18 protein-coding genes are annotated in these 18919 nt (G+C 69.8%); 6 read left to right on the top strand and 12 right to left on the bottom strand.

Annotated features, from left to right (window positions below; genetic code table 11):
* Nucleotides 1-29 precede the first annotated feature (29 nt).
* Nucleotides 30-914, top strand: coding sequence for a LysR family transcriptional regulator (locus ACWGR4_RS15290; protein ID WP_452130786.1), 885 nt, complete (start codon nt 30-32; stop codon nt 912-914).
* A gap of 12 nt (nt 915-926) precedes the next feature.
* On the opposite strand, the gene dnaB is transcribed toward ACWGR4_RS15290, so the two are convergent.
* Nucleotides 927-2300: a replicative DNA helicase gene (gene dnaB / locus ACWGR4_RS15285; protein WP_126640284.1), complete on the bottom strand. Its 1374-nt coding sequence runs from the start codon at nt 2298-2300 to the stop codon at nt 927-929.
* A 554-nt stretch (nt 2301-2854) separates the two neighbouring features.
* Between dnaB and ACWGR4_RS15280 the strand changes: the two genes are divergently transcribed.
* Nucleotides 2855-4138, top strand: coding sequence for an MATE family efflux transporter (locus ACWGR4_RS15280; RefSeq protein WP_452130804.1), 1284 nt, complete (start codon nt 2855-2857; stop codon nt 4136-4138).
* Nucleotides 4139-4207: 69 nt separating this feature from the next.
* Here the strand turns inward: ACWGR4_RS15280 and ACWGR4_RS15275 are convergent, their stop codons facing one another.
* The 9 genes from ACWGR4_RS15275 to rpsF all read right to left on the bottom strand — a co-directional run bounded on the left by ACWGR4_RS15275 (nt 4208) and on the right by rpsF (nt 10534).
* Complete coding sequence (locus ACWGR4_RS15275) at nt 4208-4417, bottom strand: heavy-metal-associated domain-containing protein (RefSeq protein WP_380003338.1); 210 nt, start codon at nt 4415-4417, stop codon at nt 4208-4210.
* A 154-nt stretch (nt 4418-4571) separates the two neighbouring features.
* A complete protein-coding gene (locus ACWGR4_RS15270) occupies nt 4572-5534 on the bottom strand; it encodes a hypothetical protein (protein WP_452130785.1) in 963 nt (320 codons plus the stop codon).
* The gene (locus tag ACWGR4_RS15265) at nt 5531-6643 is read right to left on the bottom strand and encodes a hypothetical protein (RefSeq protein WP_452130784.1); all 1113 of its coding nucleotides are present in this window, start codon (nt 6641-6643) and stop codon (nt 5531-5533) included. The genes ACWGR4_RS15270 and ACWGR4_RS15265 overlap by 4 nt, the downstream gene beginning before the upstream one ends.
* Complete coding sequence (locus ACWGR4_RS15260; RefSeq protein WP_452130783.1) at nt 6640-7098, bottom strand: DUF4188 domain-containing protein; 459 nt, start codon at nt 7096-7098, stop codon at nt 6640-6642. Before ACWGR4_RS15260 ends, ACWGR4_RS15265 begins: the two co-directional genes overlap by 4 nt.
* Complete coding sequence (locus tag ACWGR4_RS15255; RefSeq protein WP_395795812.1) at nt 7095-8639, bottom strand: phenylacetate--CoA ligase family protein; 1545 nt, start codon at nt 8637-8639, stop codon at nt 7095-7097. Before ACWGR4_RS15255 ends, ACWGR4_RS15260 begins: the two co-directional genes overlap by 4 nt.
* Before the next feature lie 158 nt (nt 8640-8797).
* The gene (gene rplI / locus ACWGR4_RS15250) at nt 8798-9244 is read right to left on the bottom strand and encodes a 50S ribosomal protein L9 (protein WP_078976286.1); all 447 of its coding nucleotides are present in this window, start codon (nt 9242-9244) and stop codon (nt 8798-8800) included.
* Between the two features lie 17 nt (nt 9245-9261).
* A complete protein-coding gene (rpsR, locus tag ACWGR4_RS15245) occupies nt 9262-9498 on the bottom strand; it encodes a 30S ribosomal protein S18 (RefSeq protein ID WP_020557174.1) in 237 nt (78 codons plus the stop codon).
* 68 nt (nt 9499-9566) lie between these two features.
* Nucleotides 9567-10169, bottom strand: a complete 603-nt coding sequence (locus tag ACWGR4_RS15240) for a single-stranded DNA-binding protein (protein WP_078976287.1) — start codon at nt 10167-10169, stop codon at nt 9567-9569.
* A gap of 74 nt (nt 10170-10243) precedes the next feature.
* Nucleotides 10244-10534 carry a 30S ribosomal protein S6 gene (gene rpsF / locus ACWGR4_RS15235; RefSeq protein WP_020557172.1) on the bottom strand — a complete coding sequence of 97 codons (291 nt, stop codon included), beginning with the start codon at nt 10532-10534 and terminating at the stop codon, nt 10244-10246.
* Nucleotides 10535-10781: 247 nt separating this feature from the next.
* Between rpsF and ACWGR4_RS15230 the strand changes: the two genes are divergently transcribed.
* The 3 genes from ACWGR4_RS15230 to ACWGR4_RS15220 all read left to right on the top strand — a co-directional run bounded on the left by ACWGR4_RS15230 (nt 10782) and on the right by ACWGR4_RS15220 (nt 13615).
* Nucleotides 10782-11117 (top strand): hypothetical protein, encoded by a 336-nt coding sequence (locus ACWGR4_RS15230; protein ID WP_380003332.1) that lies wholly within the window; start codon nt 10782-10784, stop codon nt 11115-11117.
* 220 nt (nt 11118-11337) lie between these two features.
* Nucleotides 11338-12456: a lipid II:glycine glycyltransferase FemX gene (locus ACWGR4_RS15225; protein ID WP_078976289.1), complete on the top strand. Its 1119-nt coding sequence runs from the start codon at nt 11338-11340 to the stop codon at nt 12454-12456.
* 127 nt (nt 12457-12583) lie between these two features.
* On the top strand, nt 12584-13615 hold the full coding sequence (locus ACWGR4_RS15220) for an alanine racemase (RefSeq protein WP_380003331.1): 1032 nt from the start codon (nt 12584-12586) through the stop codon (nt 13613-13615).
* 117 nt (nt 13616-13732) lie between these two features.
* On the opposite strand, the gene ACWGR4_RS15215 is transcribed toward ACWGR4_RS15220, so the two are convergent.
* Together ACWGR4_RS15215 and ACWGR4_RS15210 are read right to left on the bottom strand one after the other, a co-directional pair.
* Nucleotides 13733-15172 carry a glycosyltransferase family 87 protein gene (locus ACWGR4_RS15215; protein WP_452133003.1) on the bottom strand — a complete coding sequence of 480 codons (1440 nt, stop codon included), beginning with the start codon at nt 15170-15172 and terminating at the stop codon, nt 13733-13735.
* Nucleotides 15173-15319: 147 nt separating this feature from the next.
* Nucleotides 15320-17875 (bottom strand): transglycosylase domain-containing protein, encoded by a 2556-nt coding sequence (locus ACWGR4_RS15210; RefSeq protein WP_452133004.1) that lies wholly within the window; start codon nt 17873-17875, stop codon nt 15320-15322.
* Between the two features lie 373 nt (nt 17876-18248).
* Between ACWGR4_RS15210 and ACWGR4_RS15205 the strand changes: the two genes are divergently transcribed.
* Entirely contained in the window at nt 18249-18908 is a 660-nt protein-coding gene (locus tag ACWGR4_RS15205; RefSeq protein ID WP_380003328.1) for a PadR family transcriptional regulator, read from the top strand.
* Nucleotides 18909-18919: the final 11 nt, after the last annotated feature.

The raw sequence follows: 18919 nt of genomic DNA, 5'->3' as shown, positions 1-18919 counted from the left end.
TGGAATTCTGAAAGCTAGAATCCACAGTCATGGAACTGAGGCAGCTCGAATACTTCGTCGCGGTCGCCGAGGAGCGCAACTTCACCCGGGCGGCCGAGCGGGTGCACATCAGCCAGTCGGGGGTCAGCGCGCAGATCCGACAGCTGGAACGCGAGCTGGGCGCCGAGCTGTTCGAGCGCTCGGCGCGCGGCGTCACGCTCAGCGTGGCGGGCAAGGCCGCGCTCGAATACGCCCGCGCCGCACTGGCCGCCGCCGGATCGGTCGGTCAGGCGGTCGGCGAGGTGACCGACCTGATCCGGGGCCGGGTCACCGTCGGCATGGTCATCGGCTGCACCATCACCCCGCTGTTCGACGCCCTCGCCGCCTTCCACCGGGCGCATCCCGGGGTGGAGATCGCGCTCCAGGAGGACAACTCCCAATCCCTCACCCACGACGTCCGCACCGGCGCCACCGACCTGGCCCTGATCGGAGTCGCCGCCACCACGCCCGAGGACCTGGAGGCGATGACGATCATCAACGAACGCCTCGTCGCGATCTTCCCGCCCGACCACCCGCTGGCGGCCCGCTCCCGGATCACCCTGTCCGACCTGACCGCCCACCCGATCACCTGCATGCCGCCGGGCACCGGCCTGCGCACCGTCCTCGACCGAGCCTGCGCGGCCCGCGACCTGCACCCCAAAATCGCGCTGGAGGCGAGCGCCGCGGACGCGATCGCCGACCTCGCCGCCCGCGGCCTGGCGGTCGGCGTCCTCAGCCAATCCATGGCCGCCCACTACGCCGACCGCCTGCTCGCCCGCACGATCACCGACGTACAAACCCCGGCCCTGCTGGCCCTGGTCTGGAAACACACCCACAACCCGGCCGTCCGCGAACTCCTCACCCACACCCGCAGGGCCTTCACCCCAGCCCCGTGACCGACCCGGGTCTCAGCTCTGGGCCATGTCCACGAAGCGCGAGTAGTGACCCTGGAACGCCACGGTGATCGTCGCCGTCGGGCCGTTGCGGTGCTTGGCCACGATCAGGTCCGCCTCCCCGGCCCGAGGCGACTCCTTCTCGTACGCATCCTCGCGATGCAACAGGATGACCATGTCGGCGTCCTGTTCGATCGAACCACTTTCACGAAGGTCGGAGACCATCGGCTTTTTGTCGGTGCGCTGCTCGGGGCCGCGGTTGAGCTGGGACATCGCGACCACCGGGACCTCCAGCTCCTTGGCCAGGAGCTTGAGGTTTCGCGACATCTCGGAGACCTCCTGCTGGCGGTTCTCGGCCCGGCGCGAGCCGCCCGACTGCATCAGCTGGAGGTAGTCGATGATCACCAGGCGCAGGTCGTGCTTCTGCTTGAGCCGGCGGCACTTGGCCCGGATCTCCATCATCGACAGGTTCGGCGAGTCGTCGATGTACATCGGCGCCGCGGTGACCTCGCCCATCTTGCGTGACAGCCGGGTCCAGTCGTCGTCGGTCATGCTCCCCGACCGCATGTGATGCAACGCGACCCGCGCCTCCGCCGACAGCAGACGCATCATGATCTCGTTGCGCCCCATCTCCAGCGAGAAGATCACACTGGAAAGCCCATTCCTGATCGAACATGCCCGCGCAATGTCCAGTCCCAGTGTTGATTTGCCCATGGCGGGGCGGGCGGCGATGACGATCATTTGGCCGGCGTGGAGGCCGTTGGTGAGGGAGTCCAGGTCGGTGAAGCCGGTGGGGATGCCGGACATCTGGCCGCCGCGGGAGCCGATCGCCTCGATCTCGTCGAGGGCGCCCTCCATGATGTCGGCCAGCGGGGCGTAGTCCTCGGTGGTGCGCTGCTCGGTGACCTTGTAGACCTCGGCCTGGGCGTTGTTGACGATGTCGTCGACCTCGCCGTCGGCCGCGTAGCCCATCTGCACGATCCGGGTGCCCGCCTCGACCAGGCGGCGCAGCACCGCCTGTTCGCGCACGATCCGCGCGTAGTACTCGGCGTTGGCCGCGGTCGGCACGGACGAGATCAGGGTGTGCAGGTACGGGGCGCCGCCCACCCGGCCGATCTCGGTGCGCTTGGTCAACTCGGCGGCGACGGTGACCGCGTCGGCCGGTTCGCCCCGGGCGTACAGGTCCAGGATCGCGTTGTAGACGAGTTCGTGGGCGGGCCGGTAGAAGTCGACCGGCTTGAGGTTCTCCACGACGTCGGCGATCGCGTCCTTGGACAACATCATGCCGCCGAGGACCGACTGTTCGGCCGCGATGTCCTGCGGCGGGGTCCGCTCGAATCCTTCGCGGGCCGGTTCGGGCCGGGCCTCTTCGAACTCGGAGACGCTCATGCCCGGGGTCTCCTTTCGACAAGGCGCGCGCGAGATCGCACCGCAATCACCGTGTCCTTCATACGCCACACGGCCGACAGAATCGCCGCACGACGCGGCATGCGGCCCTTCACCGTACGGGTGGACCCCCGACCGGCCAAGGCGGTCATACACAGGGCCTGTGGATAACTGTGGACAACCTGTGGAGAGGGACGGGTCCAGCTGTGTACAAGCTGTGCGCAGTCGGCCGTCAACGCTTCGCAATCATGTCCACAAACCGGCTTTGACCTGCGAGTTCTCTATCCACCGGCTGTGTATGTGAAAAACTGTTGGGCGAATCATGCGGCTATCGCCCCACGTGTGCACCCGCGTACGCCCCGCGCTCGCCGGTAATGACCAGAACGGCATTGTGACCCTTACCTGTGGATGACTACCGTGGACGGGTGCCGTCCACCCCCTCCTCGCCGACGAACCCTCCGGCGACCGATCCACAGTCACTCGATCCACAGCCGCTCGATCCACGACCCGACACCGCGCCCACCCCCGCCCCCCGGCCCCGGACGCACGACCGCGACATCCTGCGCCTGGCCATCCCCGCGTTCTTCGCCCTCGTCGCCGAGCCGCTGTTCGTGCTCGTCGACTCGGCGATCGTCGGCCGCCTGGGCACCCCGCAACTGGCCGGGCTCGGCGTCGCGGGCGCGATGCTGACCACCCTGGTCAACCTGTGCGTGTTCCTCGCCTACGCGACCACCGCCGCCGTCGCCCGGCTGCTCGGCGCCGGCGACCCGCGCGCCGCGATCCGCCAGGGCCTGGACGGCGTCTGGCTCGCCGCGCTGCTCGGCCTCGCGCTGACGGTGGTCGGCCTGGTCACCGCCCCGTGGATCGTCGCCGCCTTCGGCGCCTCCGACAGCGCGACCCCGCACGCGGTGACCTACCTGCGGATCGGCTCGCTCGGCGTGCCGGCGATGCTGATCGTGCTGGCCGCCACCGGCGTGCTGCGCGGCCTCCAGGACACCCGCACCCCGCTCCTGGTGGCGGTCCTCGGCTTCACCGCCAACCTGCTGCTCAACCTCGGCTTCGTGTACGGCCTGCACTGGGGGATCGCCGGATCCGCGTGGGGCACGGTGATCGCCCAGAGCGGCATGGCCGCGGTCTACCTCGTCACCGTCGTGCGCGGCGCCCGTCGGCACGGCGCCTCGCTGCGCCCCGACCTCGCCGGCATCCGTGCGTCGGCCGGCGCCGGCGCACCGCTGTTCGTGCGCACCGTCAGCCTGCGCGCGATCCTGATCGGCGCCACCGTGGCGGCGACCCGGATGGGCGACACCTCGATCGCCACCCACCAGGTCGCCTGGCAGGTGTGGACCTTCCTCGCCTTCGCCCTCGACGCCCTCGCGATCGCCGCCCAGGCGATCGTCGGCCGGGCCCTGGGCGCGGGCGACGCGACCGGCGCCCGCGCCGCCACGCGCCGGATGCTGGTGTGGGGGGTGTGGACGGGGGCGCTGTTCGCGATCGTGGTGGTCGCGGCGCGTCCGCTGTACATCCCGCTGTTCACGGCCGACCCGGCGGTGCGTCACCTGTTGGCCGGCGCGCTGCTCGCGGTCGCCGCGCTCCAGCCGGTGGCCGCCGCGGTGTTCGTCCTGGACGGGGTGCTGATCGGCGCGGGCGACGGGCGCTACCTCGCACTCACCATGCCCCTCGTGCTGGCCGCGTTCTGTGCGGCCCTGGGCACGGTGCTGGCCCTCGGCGGCGGCCTGATCGCGATGTGGTGGTGGGCGATCGGCACCTTCATGCTCGCCCGGGTGATCCTGCTCGGCCATCGGGTCCGCACCGACGCGTGGCTGGTGACCGGCCGCCGCTGAGCGCGCCCGCGCCGATCCCCGAAGGCGAACCCGCCGTCCCGCCGGCGCGACCGACGGGACGGCCTCGCCTCACGCGCCGACGACCTCGTAGCCCGCCTCGACGACCGCCGCGCGCACCGCGTCGGGGTCCACCGGCTGCGCCGACGTCACGGTGACCAGACCCGAGGCCAGTTCGACCACGACATCGGTCACGCCCGCCACCTCGGAGACCTCCTCGGTGACGGAGGACACGCAGTGACCGCAGGTCATCCCACTGACGGTGAAGGTGGCGGTGCTCATGACGGTGGTCCTTTCCTCGACGCGGAGACCATCGTCGGCTCCACGACCACGAAGCTATACCCCCTATGGGTATCAAGCAAGCCGACCCGACCACTCTTTCGAGCGCTTTCACCACCCGCCCCGACCCTTGCCCGAACCCGTCCGTCCCACCCCCTCAGTCCGTCAACCGCGCCGACCGCACCGGCTCGCCCACCGGCCGCCCCACCCGGAACACCGCCAACGGCACCGCCCCCACCAGGCCCGCCACCTCCTCGGCCGTCCGCGCGCAGTCGATCAGCTGGCTGAGCGGATGCGTCGCGTAGCCGTGCCGGGCCAACGTCAACCAACACCGGAACAACCCCCGCCCCGGCTCCAGCAGCTCGGCCGGATCTCCGGGCGCGACCGGCGCGGTCACCACCAGCACACTCCCGTCGTAGCGCAACACCCCCCGCGAGGACGCCGCCAGCGCCCGCGCCAACCCCACCGGCCGCAACACCCGATACACCCCCGGGCGCAACACCGCGTGCAGCGCCCGCGCCTCCACCCCGGACAACGCCAACGCCGGCCCGGTCAACCCGTCCCGCGCCGACTCCCGCCCCGCCCGCAGCCGCAACCACCGGCGCAACTCGCCGACCAGCGCCGGATCCCCGAACATCCACCGATCCGCCTCGTCGAGCAGCGGCGCCAACGCCCGGGTCCCACCCCGCCACAAACCCGCCGACCCGGCGAACGCGCCCACCGCCTCCGCGAACACCGCGTCCGGCAGCACCCCCGGCTCGTACGCCCCCCGCGCACTGCGCCGCCCGGTCAGCTCCGCCGCCGTGAACGGCGTGCGATAACACTCGTCCGCCCGGACGAACCGGGCCACCACCCCCCGCTCCCGCTCCGGCACCCCCGCGTACTCCACCCGCAACGGCACACCCAGCGCCGCCGAGGCGATCGAGAACGCCTCCACGAACGCCCCCAGCCCCAGGAACAGGTCCCGCCGCCCGGGATCACCGACCGGCAACGCCCGCGCCGGATCCCAGGACAACGCGTAGCCCAGGGCGCCGCTCGGCGCCACCGTCCACGGCTGGGTGTTGTGCGCGCTCGGCGCCCGCCCGGCCAGCCGGAGCAGATCCGCGAGTTCGGTGCTCATCGGGCGCTCCCGACCGGCTTCGCGTAGAAGGTGTGCCCGTGCAGCTCCCGCCCGCCGATCCGGCGGTACTGCGCCGCCGACGCCTTGTTGTCGTCCTCGACCCACGTGCTGCGCAACGTGTCGTAGCCGCCCGCCCGCAGCGCCCGATACTGCTCCCGCGCGAGCAGGGTGAGATAGCCGCGCCCTTGGGCCTCGGGCACCGTGCCCTTGATGATCAACACCGCCTCCCGGCGATACCGCCCCCGGGTCGCCAGCAGCCGCAGCTGGTTGCCCAAGTGCAGATCGCCGCGGATTCGGATCAGGAACTCCGAGATGTCCGGCACCGCGAGGGTGAACGCGACCGGCTCGCCGGCCCGCTCCAGCCAGAGCAGCAGCGACTCGTCCAGCAGATACGCCAACCCCTCGGTCTGCGCCCGCAGTTCGTCCATGACGATCGGCGTGTAGTAGCCCAGCTGCGCAAAACTCGCGTTCAACATCGTGTGCAGGATCGGCAGTTGCTCGGCCAACCGTCGCCGCGACCCACGCCGGATCACCAGTTGCTCGGCGTCGATCCGCGCGTCGTCGAACACATACGTCGCCGCCGGATCGTCCACTCGCTCGGCCAACCCCGGACAGATCCACGTCGACGCCGAGAACCGCCGGGCGAATCCGGCCCGTTCGTAGGTCTCCGGATACCGCGCCGGATTCCACGCCGAGTCCACGAAGCCCCGCTCGGTGAACCCCGACGTGATCACCCCGCCGGTCTGGTTCGGCAACAGCGCCACGGGCCCGAACAGGGTCTGCGCCCCCGCCCGCACGGCCCGCTCCTCGATCAGCTCCACCAGCCGGGCGAACACCGCCGGATCCTCGGCGAACTCGGTGAGCCCGAACAGCTGATGGCGCCCGCCCAACTTGGCGTCGAACCGCGCCTCGGTGTGCGTACAGGTGCGCCCCACCACCCGTCCGGCCCGATCGCGCACCAGATACAGCTCGATCCCGGCCCGCGCCCACCGCCGCACCTGATCGCGCGGCACCGGCACATAGCGGTCCCTCGGGTGCAGCCGCATCGGCAACGCGCAGAAGTCGCGCAGCGCGCGCCGGGACCCCACCCGCTCCACGGTGAGCGTCACGGCCTCTTCGCCTTCCGGTGCACCGGCGGGCCGCTCTCCTCGCGGCCGATCGGGGTGAACTCCTCGATGTGCGCCATCTCGCGCCCCTCGGCCCGCCACTCGCCGTTGCTGTACCCGCCGGGCTGCGCGTCGAAGAGCCGGATGAACCCCGCCGTGCCGTTACGATCGCCCCGATCGGTCATCCAGCACATCAGATCGCGGTGCGCGGTCGTACGGGCGAACCGCAGCAGCGCCTCACGGTCGGCGAACACCGCGATGGTGCCCAGCGTGAACGGCCCCTGCAGATAGACCTTGTGCCAGCGGTAGCCGTCCATGCGCTTCATCGTGCGCACCATCCGCAACCATGGCCGGGCCAGCGAGAGCAGCGAACGCAGACCGCTGTAGTGCGTGGCCCCGATGAACATCGCCTCACCGCGCGCCTGCGGCGGCGCCGCCGAGAAATCGGTGGTCCTCATCGCTGCTCCCCTTCCACGAGATAGACGTTCTTGATCCGGGTGGTGCCGCGCAGGAACGGCCCGGTCCGGAAGTCGTGGACCAGCACCCGTACATCGGCCGCGGTCGGATCCTCCGCGAGCGACTGCGCGAAGTCCCGGCTGACCCGGGCCAGATGCCGCACCACGCCCTCCCGGCACACCAGGGCGAGCTTTTCCCGATCCGCCTCGTCCAGCGAAGTCCCGTCGCGCAGTTGCAGGTTGACCACCGGACGGCTCTCCAGGTCGGCGTACTCGTCGACGGTCAGGCAGAACCCCTCCAGGTGCGCCGCCATCGGGTTGTCCCGGTAGAGCCCGTACTCGACGTCCTGCGGATAGATGTTCGCGCCCATGTAGGAGATCGTGCTGTCCTTGCGGCCGAACAGCAGCAGCAGCGGCAGCCGCATGCCCTCCACCCGCGCCGCACGCTCCCAGTCGGCCCACGCCTCGCGGTCCGGCCGGATCATCTCCTCGACCTCCGGGAAGGTCAGCAACCGGCCCTCGTCGCCGATGTTGTAGCGCACCTTCGGACTCATCACCGCGGTCGAGTTGATCGTGCAGATCACCTCGTCCTCGGCGTTGGTCTCCAGGTAGGTCTCCAGCGGGTTGTACTGGAACACCATCGGCACCCGGCCCTCGTCCGGCCCCAGCATCCGGGTGCGCAGCCGCTCGTCGGTCAGCAGCCGCTTGCGCAGCCACACCGTCGCGTCGCTCTCGCCGGCCATCCCTATGGTCAGGTCGGAGGCGCCGTAGCCGGAGCGCACCTTGACGAAGCGCTCCTCCAGGTAGTCGCGCAGCGCCTCGGTCATGCCCTCGCCGCCGACGAAGCCGTACATCCGGTGCCGGGTCCAGTCGAAGCCGTCCGCGTCCAGCCGGTCGCGCAGGTGCTTGAGGAACGGCGGGTACGCGGTGACCAGGTAGGTGAAGCGCGGCCCGAAGTGGCGCAGCGTGTCCACGATCTTGTCGATGTCGGGGCCGGTGTTCTTCACCATCGCCACCCGCGCCATCGCGATTCCGGTGTTGGTGCCGGTCGCCCACGCGCCCATCGAGTAGGCGTTGATCACGAACAACTTGCGCCGGGGGAAGACCATCGACGTGTAGCCGGCCACGTTGCGGTGCACCGACTTGAGTTCGCGGCGCGAGCGCAGCCAGTTGTGCGGCGTCCCCGAGGAGCCCGACGACTCGTCCACCACCGTCCCGGCCACCTCCAGGGCGCCCAGCCAACAGCGGCTGTCCTCGGGATACGCCTTGACGTAGTTCTCCTTGGACGTCTCCGGATACGACGCGAGGTCGAACCAACGGAAGCGCCACCGGTGCCGGCGCAGGAAGTCGCGGTAGGCGGGCACGTCGAGCGCGGCGAACTGGCAGGTCATCCACGCGTGTCGACGGGCGAACCGCTGCATCCACGGCCGATAGTGGGTGGCGGTCCAGCGCCACACCACGGGATGGACCCGGTAGAGCTGATACAGCCCGGTCAGCGCGAAGCTGACCACGCGCAGCAACCACTGTCGGATGAATCTGGCCATGACCGCCCGCCCCTTTGCCTCGCCGGCCCACCCGGCGTGTACGTCCAGACTGGGCCTCGGGGGGCGGGCGCGACATGAGTACCACTACTCATTCGGTACTCGGAAAACGCCGAACGGCCCGATCCCGCAAGGGGATCGGGCCGTTCGGGTGATTCGGGTCAGGCGGGCACGACGTCGAGGTCGAGCGCGGCCGACACCTCCTGGTGGAGGCGAACCGTGATGCGGTGCGACCCGACGGTCTTGATCGGAGTACCGATCTCGACGCGCCGCTTGTCGATGTCCGGACCGCCGGCGGCCTTGATGGCCGCGACGACGTCCGCGACGGTGACCGAGCCGAACAGGCGGCCCGTGTCGCCGGCGCGCGTCTGGAGCGTCACCTTGAGACCCGCGAGCCGACCCTTGACCTCGGTGGCCTGGTCGAGCGTGCGGATCTCGCGAACCTTGCGGGCGCGACGGATGGCCGCCACGTCCTTCTCCCCGCCGCGGCTCCAGCGGATCGCGTAGCCGCGCGGGATGAGGTAGTTGCGGCCGTAGCCGTCCTTGACCTCGATGATGTCGCCGGGCTCACCGAGACCGGTCACCTCGTGGGTGAGGATGAGCTTCATGACAAGATCACCCTTTCTCAGCGAGCAGTGCTGGTGTACGGCAGCAGCGCCATCTCGCGGCTGTTCTTGACGGCCACGGCGACGTCACGCTGGTGCTGCGTGCAGTTACCGGTCACGCGACGAGCGCGGATCTTGCCACGGTCGGAAATGAACTTCCGCAGCAGGTTGGTGTCCTTGTAGTCCACATAGGAGATCTTCTCCTTGCAGAACACGCAGACCTTCTTCTTAGGCTTGCGCGCAGGCGCCTTCGCCATTGTGCTCTCCAGATCGTTTCAGAAGTCTTCAGCTCGGGTCGCGACCCGCCCCTTGTGCCGTCTCCGGCCTAGAAGGGGGGTTCGTCCGAGTAGCCGCCCGGCGGGGGACCCCAGCCCCCCGCGCCGCCGCCGCCCTGCTGCTGGCCGCCCCCTGCGGGAGTGGCCCACGGGTCGTCGGCGGGTGCGCCACCGCCCTGCTGGGGACGACCGCCGTAGCCGCCGCCTCCCTGCTGACCGCCGCCCTGCTGACCGCCGTAGCCGCCACCCTGCTGACCGCCGCCGTAGCCACCCTGGCCGCCGCCTCCGCGGCTCGCCTTGGTGACCTTGGCGGTCGCCCACTTCAGGGTCGGGCCGATCTCGTCGACCTCGAGCTCCACGACGGTGCGCTTCTCACCCTCTTTGGTCTCGTAGGACCGCTGCTTCAGCCGGCCCTGGACGATGACGCCCGTGCCGCGCTGGAGGGATTCCGCCACGTTCTCGGCCAGCTGCTTCCAGGCCGAACAGCGGAGGAACAGCGCTTCGCCGTCCTTCCACTCGTTCGTCTGACGGTCGAACGTGCGCGGCGTGGACGCCACGGTGAAGTTCGCGACGGCGGCACCGCTGGGCGTGAAGCGCAGTTCCGGGTCGGCAGTCAGGTTCCCGACAACAGTGATGATGGTCTCGCCTGCCATGCTGACCCCTTCGCTGATTTCAGCGCAGTGCTGCGTTTCGTCGTGCGGTGCGGTTGGTGGTGCGCGAGCTCGGACTAGCGCTGGTCGGGACGCAGGACCTTGGTCCGCAGCACCGACTCGTTGAGGTTCATCTGACGGTCGAGTTCCTTGACGGTCGCGGGCTCCGCGGCCAGGTCCACGACGGCGTAGATGCCCTCGGACTTCTTCTTGATCTCGTACGAGAGCCGACGACGGCCCCACGTGTCGATCTTCTCGACCTTGCCACCGTCGTTGCGGATGACATTGAGGAACTGCTCGAGCAGCGGCGTGACCGCGCGCTCTTCGAGGTCCGCGTCGAGGATGACCATGAGTTCGTAGCTACGCATGTGAACACCCACCTCCTGTGGACTGAGTCGGCCACGGGATCTCCGTGGCAGGAGGGCTTGCGTAATCGCCGCCACGCCAAGGCGGCCCCCTGGGCGAAACGCTCAGGGGGTGCCGAGAGTGCAGCGGACGGTACAGCGTACCCGGACCGGCAGACAGTCTCGAAATCCGAGCATGACGGCGCTCACGCCAGGGGATGGATATATGGACAAATTGGTCCGTCCCGCAGTCACTCACCGGAGGTGTGCGATGGCACATACGATCCGCCGCACAGCGTCCGCCGCGCCCGCGGCGCCCGCCGGGGCGCACCGGCCCCGGCTGACCCTCAACTCCGACGGCCGTGCCCATCCGCGCGAGAACGCGCTGGTCGCCGCTGTCGTGCTGTTCGCGCTGGTGGCCGGCATCTGCGCGTTCTTCAAGGGCATGCACGTCCTGGGCGCGTGGACCGCGCTGGCCGGTGTGGTGACCGGCCTGATCAGCCAGATGTTCTCGGCGACCACGGAGGAGCGGGTGGTCACCGTGCTCGCGCTCGGCGTCTCGGCCGTCGCACTGTTCATGAACATGTTCCACGGCGGCCTGTACTGACCCGCCGCACCGCCCGCACGAAGCGGCCCGCCGGACCGGGATCCGGCGGGCCGCTCGCGGATTCCGACCCCGTCGCGCGCGGCGGATCCGGGCGCCCGCTTCGCCGGTGAAGGTCCGCATCGCCCCCGTACCGTCCCGCCTGCGACGCCCGACACGATCCATGGCGCCCGCAGGCGCAGTAACCTCTGTCACGGCCGAACCGATATCGAGGAGCTCTTACATGTCTTTGCGCCTGAGGACGCTCACCGCCGAGGAGCACCTGGCCTTCATCAAGGGCAGGCCCTCGGTGAGCTTTCTTCAGTGCCCCTCCTGGGGTGCGGTGAAGAGTGAGTGGCGATCCGAGAGCATCGGTTGGATCGACGAGTCGGGCGCCGTCGTGGGCGCGGCACTCGTGTTGTACCGGCAGTTGCCGAAGATAAAGCGTTACCTCGCCTACATGCCCGAGGGCCCGGTCATCGACTGGTTCGACGGCGACCTGCGGCGATGGCTCGACCCGATGCTCGCGCACCTGAAGAGCCGGGGCTCGTTCTCGGTCAAGATGGGCCCGCCCGTGGTGATCGCCCGCTGGGAGGCGGAGACGATCAAGAAGGCGATCGCGGCCAAGTCGGCGAACCGGCTGCGCGACCTGACCCCCGACTGGACCGACGAGCGCGGCTCCGAGCTGGAGCGGCAACTGCGCGGCCTGGGCTGGCAGCAGGACGCCTCGGGCGGGGCCGGCTTCGGCGACGTGCAGCCGCGCTACGTCTTCCAGGTGCCGCTGGTCCGGCGCAGCCTCGACGACGTGCACGCGGGCTTCAACCAGCTGTGGCGGCGCAACATCAAGAAGGCCACGAAGGCCGGCGTCGACGTGGTCCAGGGCGGCTACGACGACCTGCCGGTGTTCCACGAGGTCTACAAGGTCACCGCCGTGCGCGACCACTTCACCCCGCGCCCGCTGGCCTACTTCCAGGGCATGTGGAAGGCGCTCAACGCCGAGGACCCCGAGCGCATGCGGCTGTACCTGGCCAAGCACGAGGGGGAGGTGCTGGCCTCCACCACGATGGTCACCGTGGGCGACCACGTCTGGTACTCGTACGGCGCGTCCGCCAACCACAAGCGCGAGGTCCGGCCCTCGAACGCGATCCAGTGGCGGATGTTGCGGGACGCGTACGCGCTGGGCGCCTCGGCCTACGACCTGCGAGGCATCAGTGACACCCTGGACGAAAACGACCACCTCTTCGGGCTGATCCAGTTCAAGCTCGGCACCGGCGGCCAGGCCGTCGAATACCTCGGCGAGTGGGACTTCCCGCTCAACAAGATGCTGCACAAGGCACTCGACATGTACATGTCGCGCCGCTGACGCTCGGCCGGCGACACCCCGAGTCGCCGGCCGCCCGTGATCACCGCGACGCGGCCCACGTCGCGTGCTCCGCCTTCGCCCCGCGTCCCCAAGGCACGCCCCACACCCGGAAGGCCCCGAAACGCCCATGTCGCTCACGCTCTACGTCGATGCCGCCCGGTGGCGCAAGCACCAGGACGAGGTCCGCGACACGTTCCCCGGCCTGGTGCCGGTGATGAAGGGCAACGGGTACGGGTTCACCAATCCGAGGCTGGCCGAGGAGGCCACCCGGATGTGCGTGGACACCGTGGCCGTGGGGACCACCTACGAGGCCGCGTTGGTCAAGGACTACTTCGACGGCAAGGTCCTGGTGCTCACGCCGTATCTGCGCGGCGAGGAGGCGGTGCCGCTGCCGGATCGCACCATCCGCACGGTCTCCTCCGTGCAGGCCGCGCGGGACCTGGTGGGCTGCCGGATCGTGGTCGCGTGCATGACGACGATGAAGCGCGACGGGGTCACCGAGGAGGAGTTGGTCAAGCTCCGCACCGGGATGGACGACGTCCGCCTGGAGGGCTTCTCGCTGCACCTGCCGCTGGACCACCCGGACGGCTACGACCCGGTCGCCGAGGTGGTGGGCTGGGTGGAGCGGCTGCGCGCGGCGCGCCTGCCGGTGCGGACGATGTACGTCAGCCACCTGACCGCGGCCGAGTTGGGGGTGCTGCGCGAGCGGTACCCGGACACCGAGTTCCGGCCGCGGATCGGCACCGACCTGTGGCTGGGCGACCACGACGCGCTGGCCAGTCGGGGCACGGTGCTCGACGTGGTGCGGATCGCCCGCGGCGAGCGGTTCGGCTACCGCCAGCGCAAGGCGCCGAGCGACGGGCACCTGGTCGTGGTCAGCGGCGGCACCGCGCAGGGGGTCGGCCTGGAGGCGCCCAAGACGGTGCGCGGGGTGATGCCGAGGGCCAAGGGCGTCGCGCGCGCCGGGCTGGCCACCGTCAACCGCTCGTTGTCCCCGTTCACCTGGGCGGGCAAGCAGCGCTGGTTCGCCGAGCCGCCGCACATGCAGGTCAGCCTGCTGTTCCTGGCCAACGACGTGGCCCCGCCCAAGCCCGGCGACGAGCTGGAGGCGGCGCTGCGGCACACCACGACGCACTTCGACCGGATCGCGATCCGCTGACCCGGCGGGACTCGAAGGACCCGAAGGACCCGACAAAGCCGAACGGCCTCGGGGCGGCGATCCCACCGCCGCCCCGAGGCCGTTCGTCGTCTCGTCGGCTCCCCGTCGCGCCGTCGCTCAGTGGCTCGCCCGCGCCGGGATCGCGCCGGGCACGAACACGTCGGGCGCCCGGTCCAGCACACCCCCCGAGGGGTCGTCGCTGCCGTCCGCGCGCACCGGGTCCCGCTCCGGGCGCAGGATGTCGCGCGCCACCACCAGGCAGATGTACGCGGTGCCGAGCAGGTGCAGCAGGATCACCACGTGGTACGCGTTCTGCGACAGGCCCTTGCCGGAGAACGAGGCGATGTACATCCACACCCCCAGGAAGTACGTCACCTCGCAGGCCTGCCAGATCAGGAAGTCGCGCCAGCGCGGTCGGGCCAACACCACCAGCGGGATCAGCCACAACACGTACTGCGGCGAGTAGACCTTGTTGGTCAGGATGAACGCGGCCACGATCAGGAACGCCACCTGCGCGAAGCGCGGCCGGCGCGGCGCGAACATCACCAGCGCGGCGATCGCGAGGCAGCACAGCACCAGGCTCAGCGTGACGTAGGTGTTCAGGCCCTCCAGGGTCTTGCCGTCGCGCTGCTGGATGATCAGCCAGATCGATCCGTAGTCGGCGGGTCGGTCCTGGCTGAACGTGTAGAACAACTTCCAGCCCTCGCGGATGTGCAACCCGCCGTCGAAGTCGAGCATCACCGGCAGGTTGACCACCAGCCAGGACACCAGCGCCGCGGCGGCCGTCTTGGCGAACGCGACCAGTCGTCCCGAGCGCAGACACAGCAGGAACAGCGGCGCGAGCAGCAGCACGGGATACAGCTTCGCCGCGGTCGCCAGGCCGATCAGCACGCCGGCGACCACCACGTTGCGCCGCGCCCACGACCACATGGCCACCGCGGTCAGCGCGACCGCGACCAGGTCCCAGTTGATCAACCCGTTGAGCGCCAGCGCCGGCGCGCACGCCACCATCGCGGCGTCCCAGGGGCGGCGTCCCGACGTGCCCTTGACCGCGATCACGGTGACCACCGCGCAGGCCATCATGATCAACGCGTTGATCATGACGAACCACAGCTGTTCGTCCCGCAGATCGCCGTCGGTGAGGTCCCCGGCGGCCCGGGCCAGGGTGCCCGCGAAGGCCATCACCCCGCCGGTGATCACCGGATACTCCAGGAACTTCATGTCCTTGTCGCCGGTCTCCTGGAAGTACGGGAGCTTCCCGTCCGCGAGACCACGGTTGACGTACAGGTGCGGCATGTCGCTGTAGCAGGCGTGCGAGTACTGCGTGCTGCCGGCGAACCAACCGCCGTCGTAGCAGGGCTTCTTCTGCACGATCCCGAGCGCGAAGCAGGCCACCGCGAGCAGGACGAGCACCCGCACGGGGCTCCACCAGCGGTTGCCCACGAATCGGATCCGGCGCCCGGCCGGGCCGCCGACGACCTCGCTGCCCGCCCGGACCACCGGGTCGTCGAGGCTCGGCAGGACGGGTTCGGTCGATGTCGGCGTCATGGCGCCCATCCTCTCGCGCTCCACGAGGAGGCTGCCCTCGCCGGCCGGATAACGACAACGCGTGCCCCACCGCCGGTGCGATGGGGCACGCGTAAGGCTAGGCCCTGGCCGGAAGCGTCGCCGAGTTCTCGGCGTCCGGCACGTCGGCCGGGTCGGTCAGCCGCCGCCCCGGCCGCCGATGATGAAGCCGTTGGCCCCACCCCGAGGACCGCCCGGACCGCCGCCGGGGCCGCCGGGGCCGCCGGGTTCGGTGTTCGTCGGTTTGCCGGTGTTCGTCGGTTTGCCGGTGTTCCCGCCCCCTCCGGGATCACCACTGCTGCCGTGCGAGCCGCCTCCGGGCGCGGTCGTCGTCGCCGGCGGCGTGGTCGGCGGTGCGCTGGTCGTCGGCGGCGGGGTGCTGGGCGCCTTGGTGGTCGGCGGCGCGGTCGTGGGCGGGATGGTCACCCGGTCCCGGTCCTCGAACTTCTCGCCCGGCACCGCGAAGTCGGCGTTGGGCATCCCCTGCATCGCGCCCTTCATGTACGCGGTCCACACCAGCGTGGGGATGTCACCACCGTGCACGGAGTCGCGACCGCCCAATCCCTTGAGCGACAGGCGGGCGTGGGTATTCGGGTCCTCCCGGAACAGCGCCACCGAGGTGGCCAGGTTCGGCGTGTATCCCACGAACCACGCGGAGTTGTTGCCGTCGGTGGTACCGGTCTTGCCGGCCACGGGCCGACCCAGCGCCTTGGCCGCGCGGCCGGTGCCGTCGTTGAGCGGCGGGTTGTCCACGACCCGCTGCATGACCTGGTTGACGGTGTCCGCGACATTCTTGTCGAACAGTTGCTTCGGCTCGCGCTTGGGCAGTTCGACCTTCGAGCCGTCGTGGGTGACGTCCTTGACGAAGTACGGATCGGCGTGCAGACCGCGTGCCGCGAACGTGGCGTAGGCCTCGGCCATGTCCAGCGCACTCGGCGGCGCGACACCGAGCGCCATCGTCGGGGTCGGCTCGAACGAACCGAGATCCGGCGGCAGTCCGGCGTCGATGGCGGCCTTCTTCACGTTCTCCGGCCCGACGTCGGCGGCGAGTTGGAGGAAGACGGTGTTCACCGACTTCTCCATGGCCCTGGTGATCGGGATGGGCCCGTAGTTCACGTCCCCCTCGTTCGGGGCCAAGTACTCCTTGTTGGTCTTGTCGTCCTTGAAGACCTGCCCGTTGCGCAACTTGATCGGAATCTTGCTGTCACCGTTGTACGTGCTGTCCGGACCGATGGGTTTCCCGTCGGCTCCGCCGTTACGCAGTGCCGCCGCGAGCACGAACAGCTTGAACGTCGAACCCGCCTGGATGTCGCGCCGGACCGCGTCGTTGTACTCCTGCTGGACGAAGTCCGGACCGCCGTACAGCGCGACCACCGCTCCGTCGCCGGGGACCACCGAGGCCAGGCCGGTGCGGATGTAGCGGTCCGCCTCGTTCTTGTCCGGCTTGAGCTCGGAGGTCAGCTGGTCCTTGACCGCCGCGACCGCCGCGTCCTGCTTGGGCTTTTCGAACGTGGTGACGATCTTGTAGCCGCCCCGGGCCAGATTCGCCTCGGGTATCACGTTGTTGGCCTTGAGGTACTGGTCGGTCACCTTCATCAGGTAACCGGCCTGACCGGCCTTGTTCGCGGCCGGCTTGGGCTTGATCGGCATCGGGAACTGGAGCGTCTCGCGCTCGGCCTTGGTCAGCCAGCCCTCCTTGACCATGCCGTCCAGCGCGTACGCCCAGCGGCCCTTGACCTTGTCCAGCTGGCCCGGGAACTCGATCACGTCGTAGATGCCCGGCGCGTTGAGCAGGGTGGCCAGGTAGGCGCCCTCGGCCACGTTCAGGTCGCCGACGTTCTTGCCGTAGTAGGCCTGCGCGGCGGCCTGGATGCCGTACGCGTTGCGGCCGTAGAAGGCGGTGTTGAGGTAGCCGACGAGGATGTCGTCCTTGCGCATCTGCCGGTCGACCTTCAGCGCGATGAAGATCTCGCTGAACTTGCGCTTGAAGGTGCGCTCCTGGGTCAGGTACGTGTTCTTGACGTACTGCTGGGTGATCGTCGAACCACCCTGCGTGTCACCGCCCTTGACCATGGTGACCCCGGCGCGGAGCAGACCCTTGGGGGAGACGCCGGAGTCGCTGTAGAACGACCGGTTCTCCGCCGCGATCACGGCCTTCTGCACGTGCTTGGGGATCTGGTCCACCGTGACGTTCTGCCGGTTGACCTGCCCGGTGCGCCCGATCTCGGTGACGCCGTCGGCGTAGTAGTAGATGTTCGACTGGTATGTCGTGTTCGCGTTCGGGTCGGGCACCTTGACCATCGCGTACGCCAAGGCCGCGAGCCCCATCAGCGACGCGAAGAAGAACAGGATCATCGCCAGGATCTGCTTGATGGACGGCAACCAGCGACGAATGCCGGTCTTGCCGTACCTGGGGTAGTCGATGAACCGCTTCCTCCGGGGCGGACCGGCCTCGGAACGGGATCGGCCGCCGGCCGCCCCGCCGTTGGCGGCCCGCCGGCCCCCGGCGCGGGCGGCCGCGCGGGCCTCCATGCGCGAGAGCGGGCGTTCCTCGTCGCCCTCCCCGGGCCCGTCGGGCAACGACGAGCCGCCGGGTGGCGTTCCGCCGCCCCCGGACCCTCCCGCGCCCCCCGAATGCGAGCCACCGCGCCCCTCGGGACGCGGCTGCGGTGATCTACGGCGATGTTCACTCATGCGTTCGCTACTCCTCGGCCGTACGACGCGGAGGTCGGACGCACGGGTCGTGGCTCTCCGCTCCCCAGGACGCAAGCGCATGGGAAGCGGTTCCGCAGGAAGCGGGGCTTGAGGTACCACACGGCGGAACAGACTACGCGGATCCGCTTTCGCGACCTCACTGTGACCTGCCTGTGACCCGAGTCACCGGCGGCCGCCTTGCCACCACACGGCAAGGAGACCTATCGTCTCGATGTATCGGTTCGATACATCGGGCCGGTACATCGAGCCGGGGGCGCAGGAGCCCCGGCCGGACGAAGGTCGGCTGTGACCGTATCCCACGGTCGTGTCCGTGCCCATGTCCGGCCCGGTCCGCAGTGGATGGAGGAAGGCGATGAGCAGGCGCGGTGGCGTCCTCGAATTCGCGATCCTCGGCCTGCTGCACGACTCCCCCATGCACGGCTACGAGTTGCGCAAGCGGCTCAACACCGTGCTCGGTTCGTTCCGTGCCATCGCCTACGGCACCCTCTATCCGTGCCTGAAGTCCCTGCTGGAGCGGGGTCTGCTCGCGGAGGAGATTCCGGAGGTGACGGCACTCGCCGGCAGCAAGCGGTCCCGGATCGTCTACCAGCTGACGGCACAGGGCAAGGAGCACTTCCAAGAACTGCTGTCCGAGTCCGGGCCCTCGGCCTGGGAGGACGAGAACTTCGGCGTGCACTTCGCCTTCTTCGGTCGAACCGACCACGAGGTGCGCATGCGTATCCTCGAGGGTCGGCGCAGCCGGCTCGAGGAGCGCCTCGACCGGGTGCGCGGGTCGCTGACCCGGACACGGGAGAAGCTCGACGGCTACACCCTCGAGTTGCAGCGACACGGCTTGGAGTCGGTCGAGCGCGAAGTGCGCTGGCTGAACGAGCTCATCACCGCCGAGCGGCACGCCGGAGCGACTCCGGACGCCCCCGGCCCCGAAACCCCGGTCGACCCGTCGAAGGACGCCGACCGGCTTCGGACCCCCACCCAGGACGTGGCCTCGGACCCGTCCGCATCCAACAACTGAGGTCGCCGGTT

The organism is Embleya sp. NPDC055664 (assembly GCF_053618075.1).
This window is presented reverse-complemented; position numbering and strand designations above follow the sequence as displayed.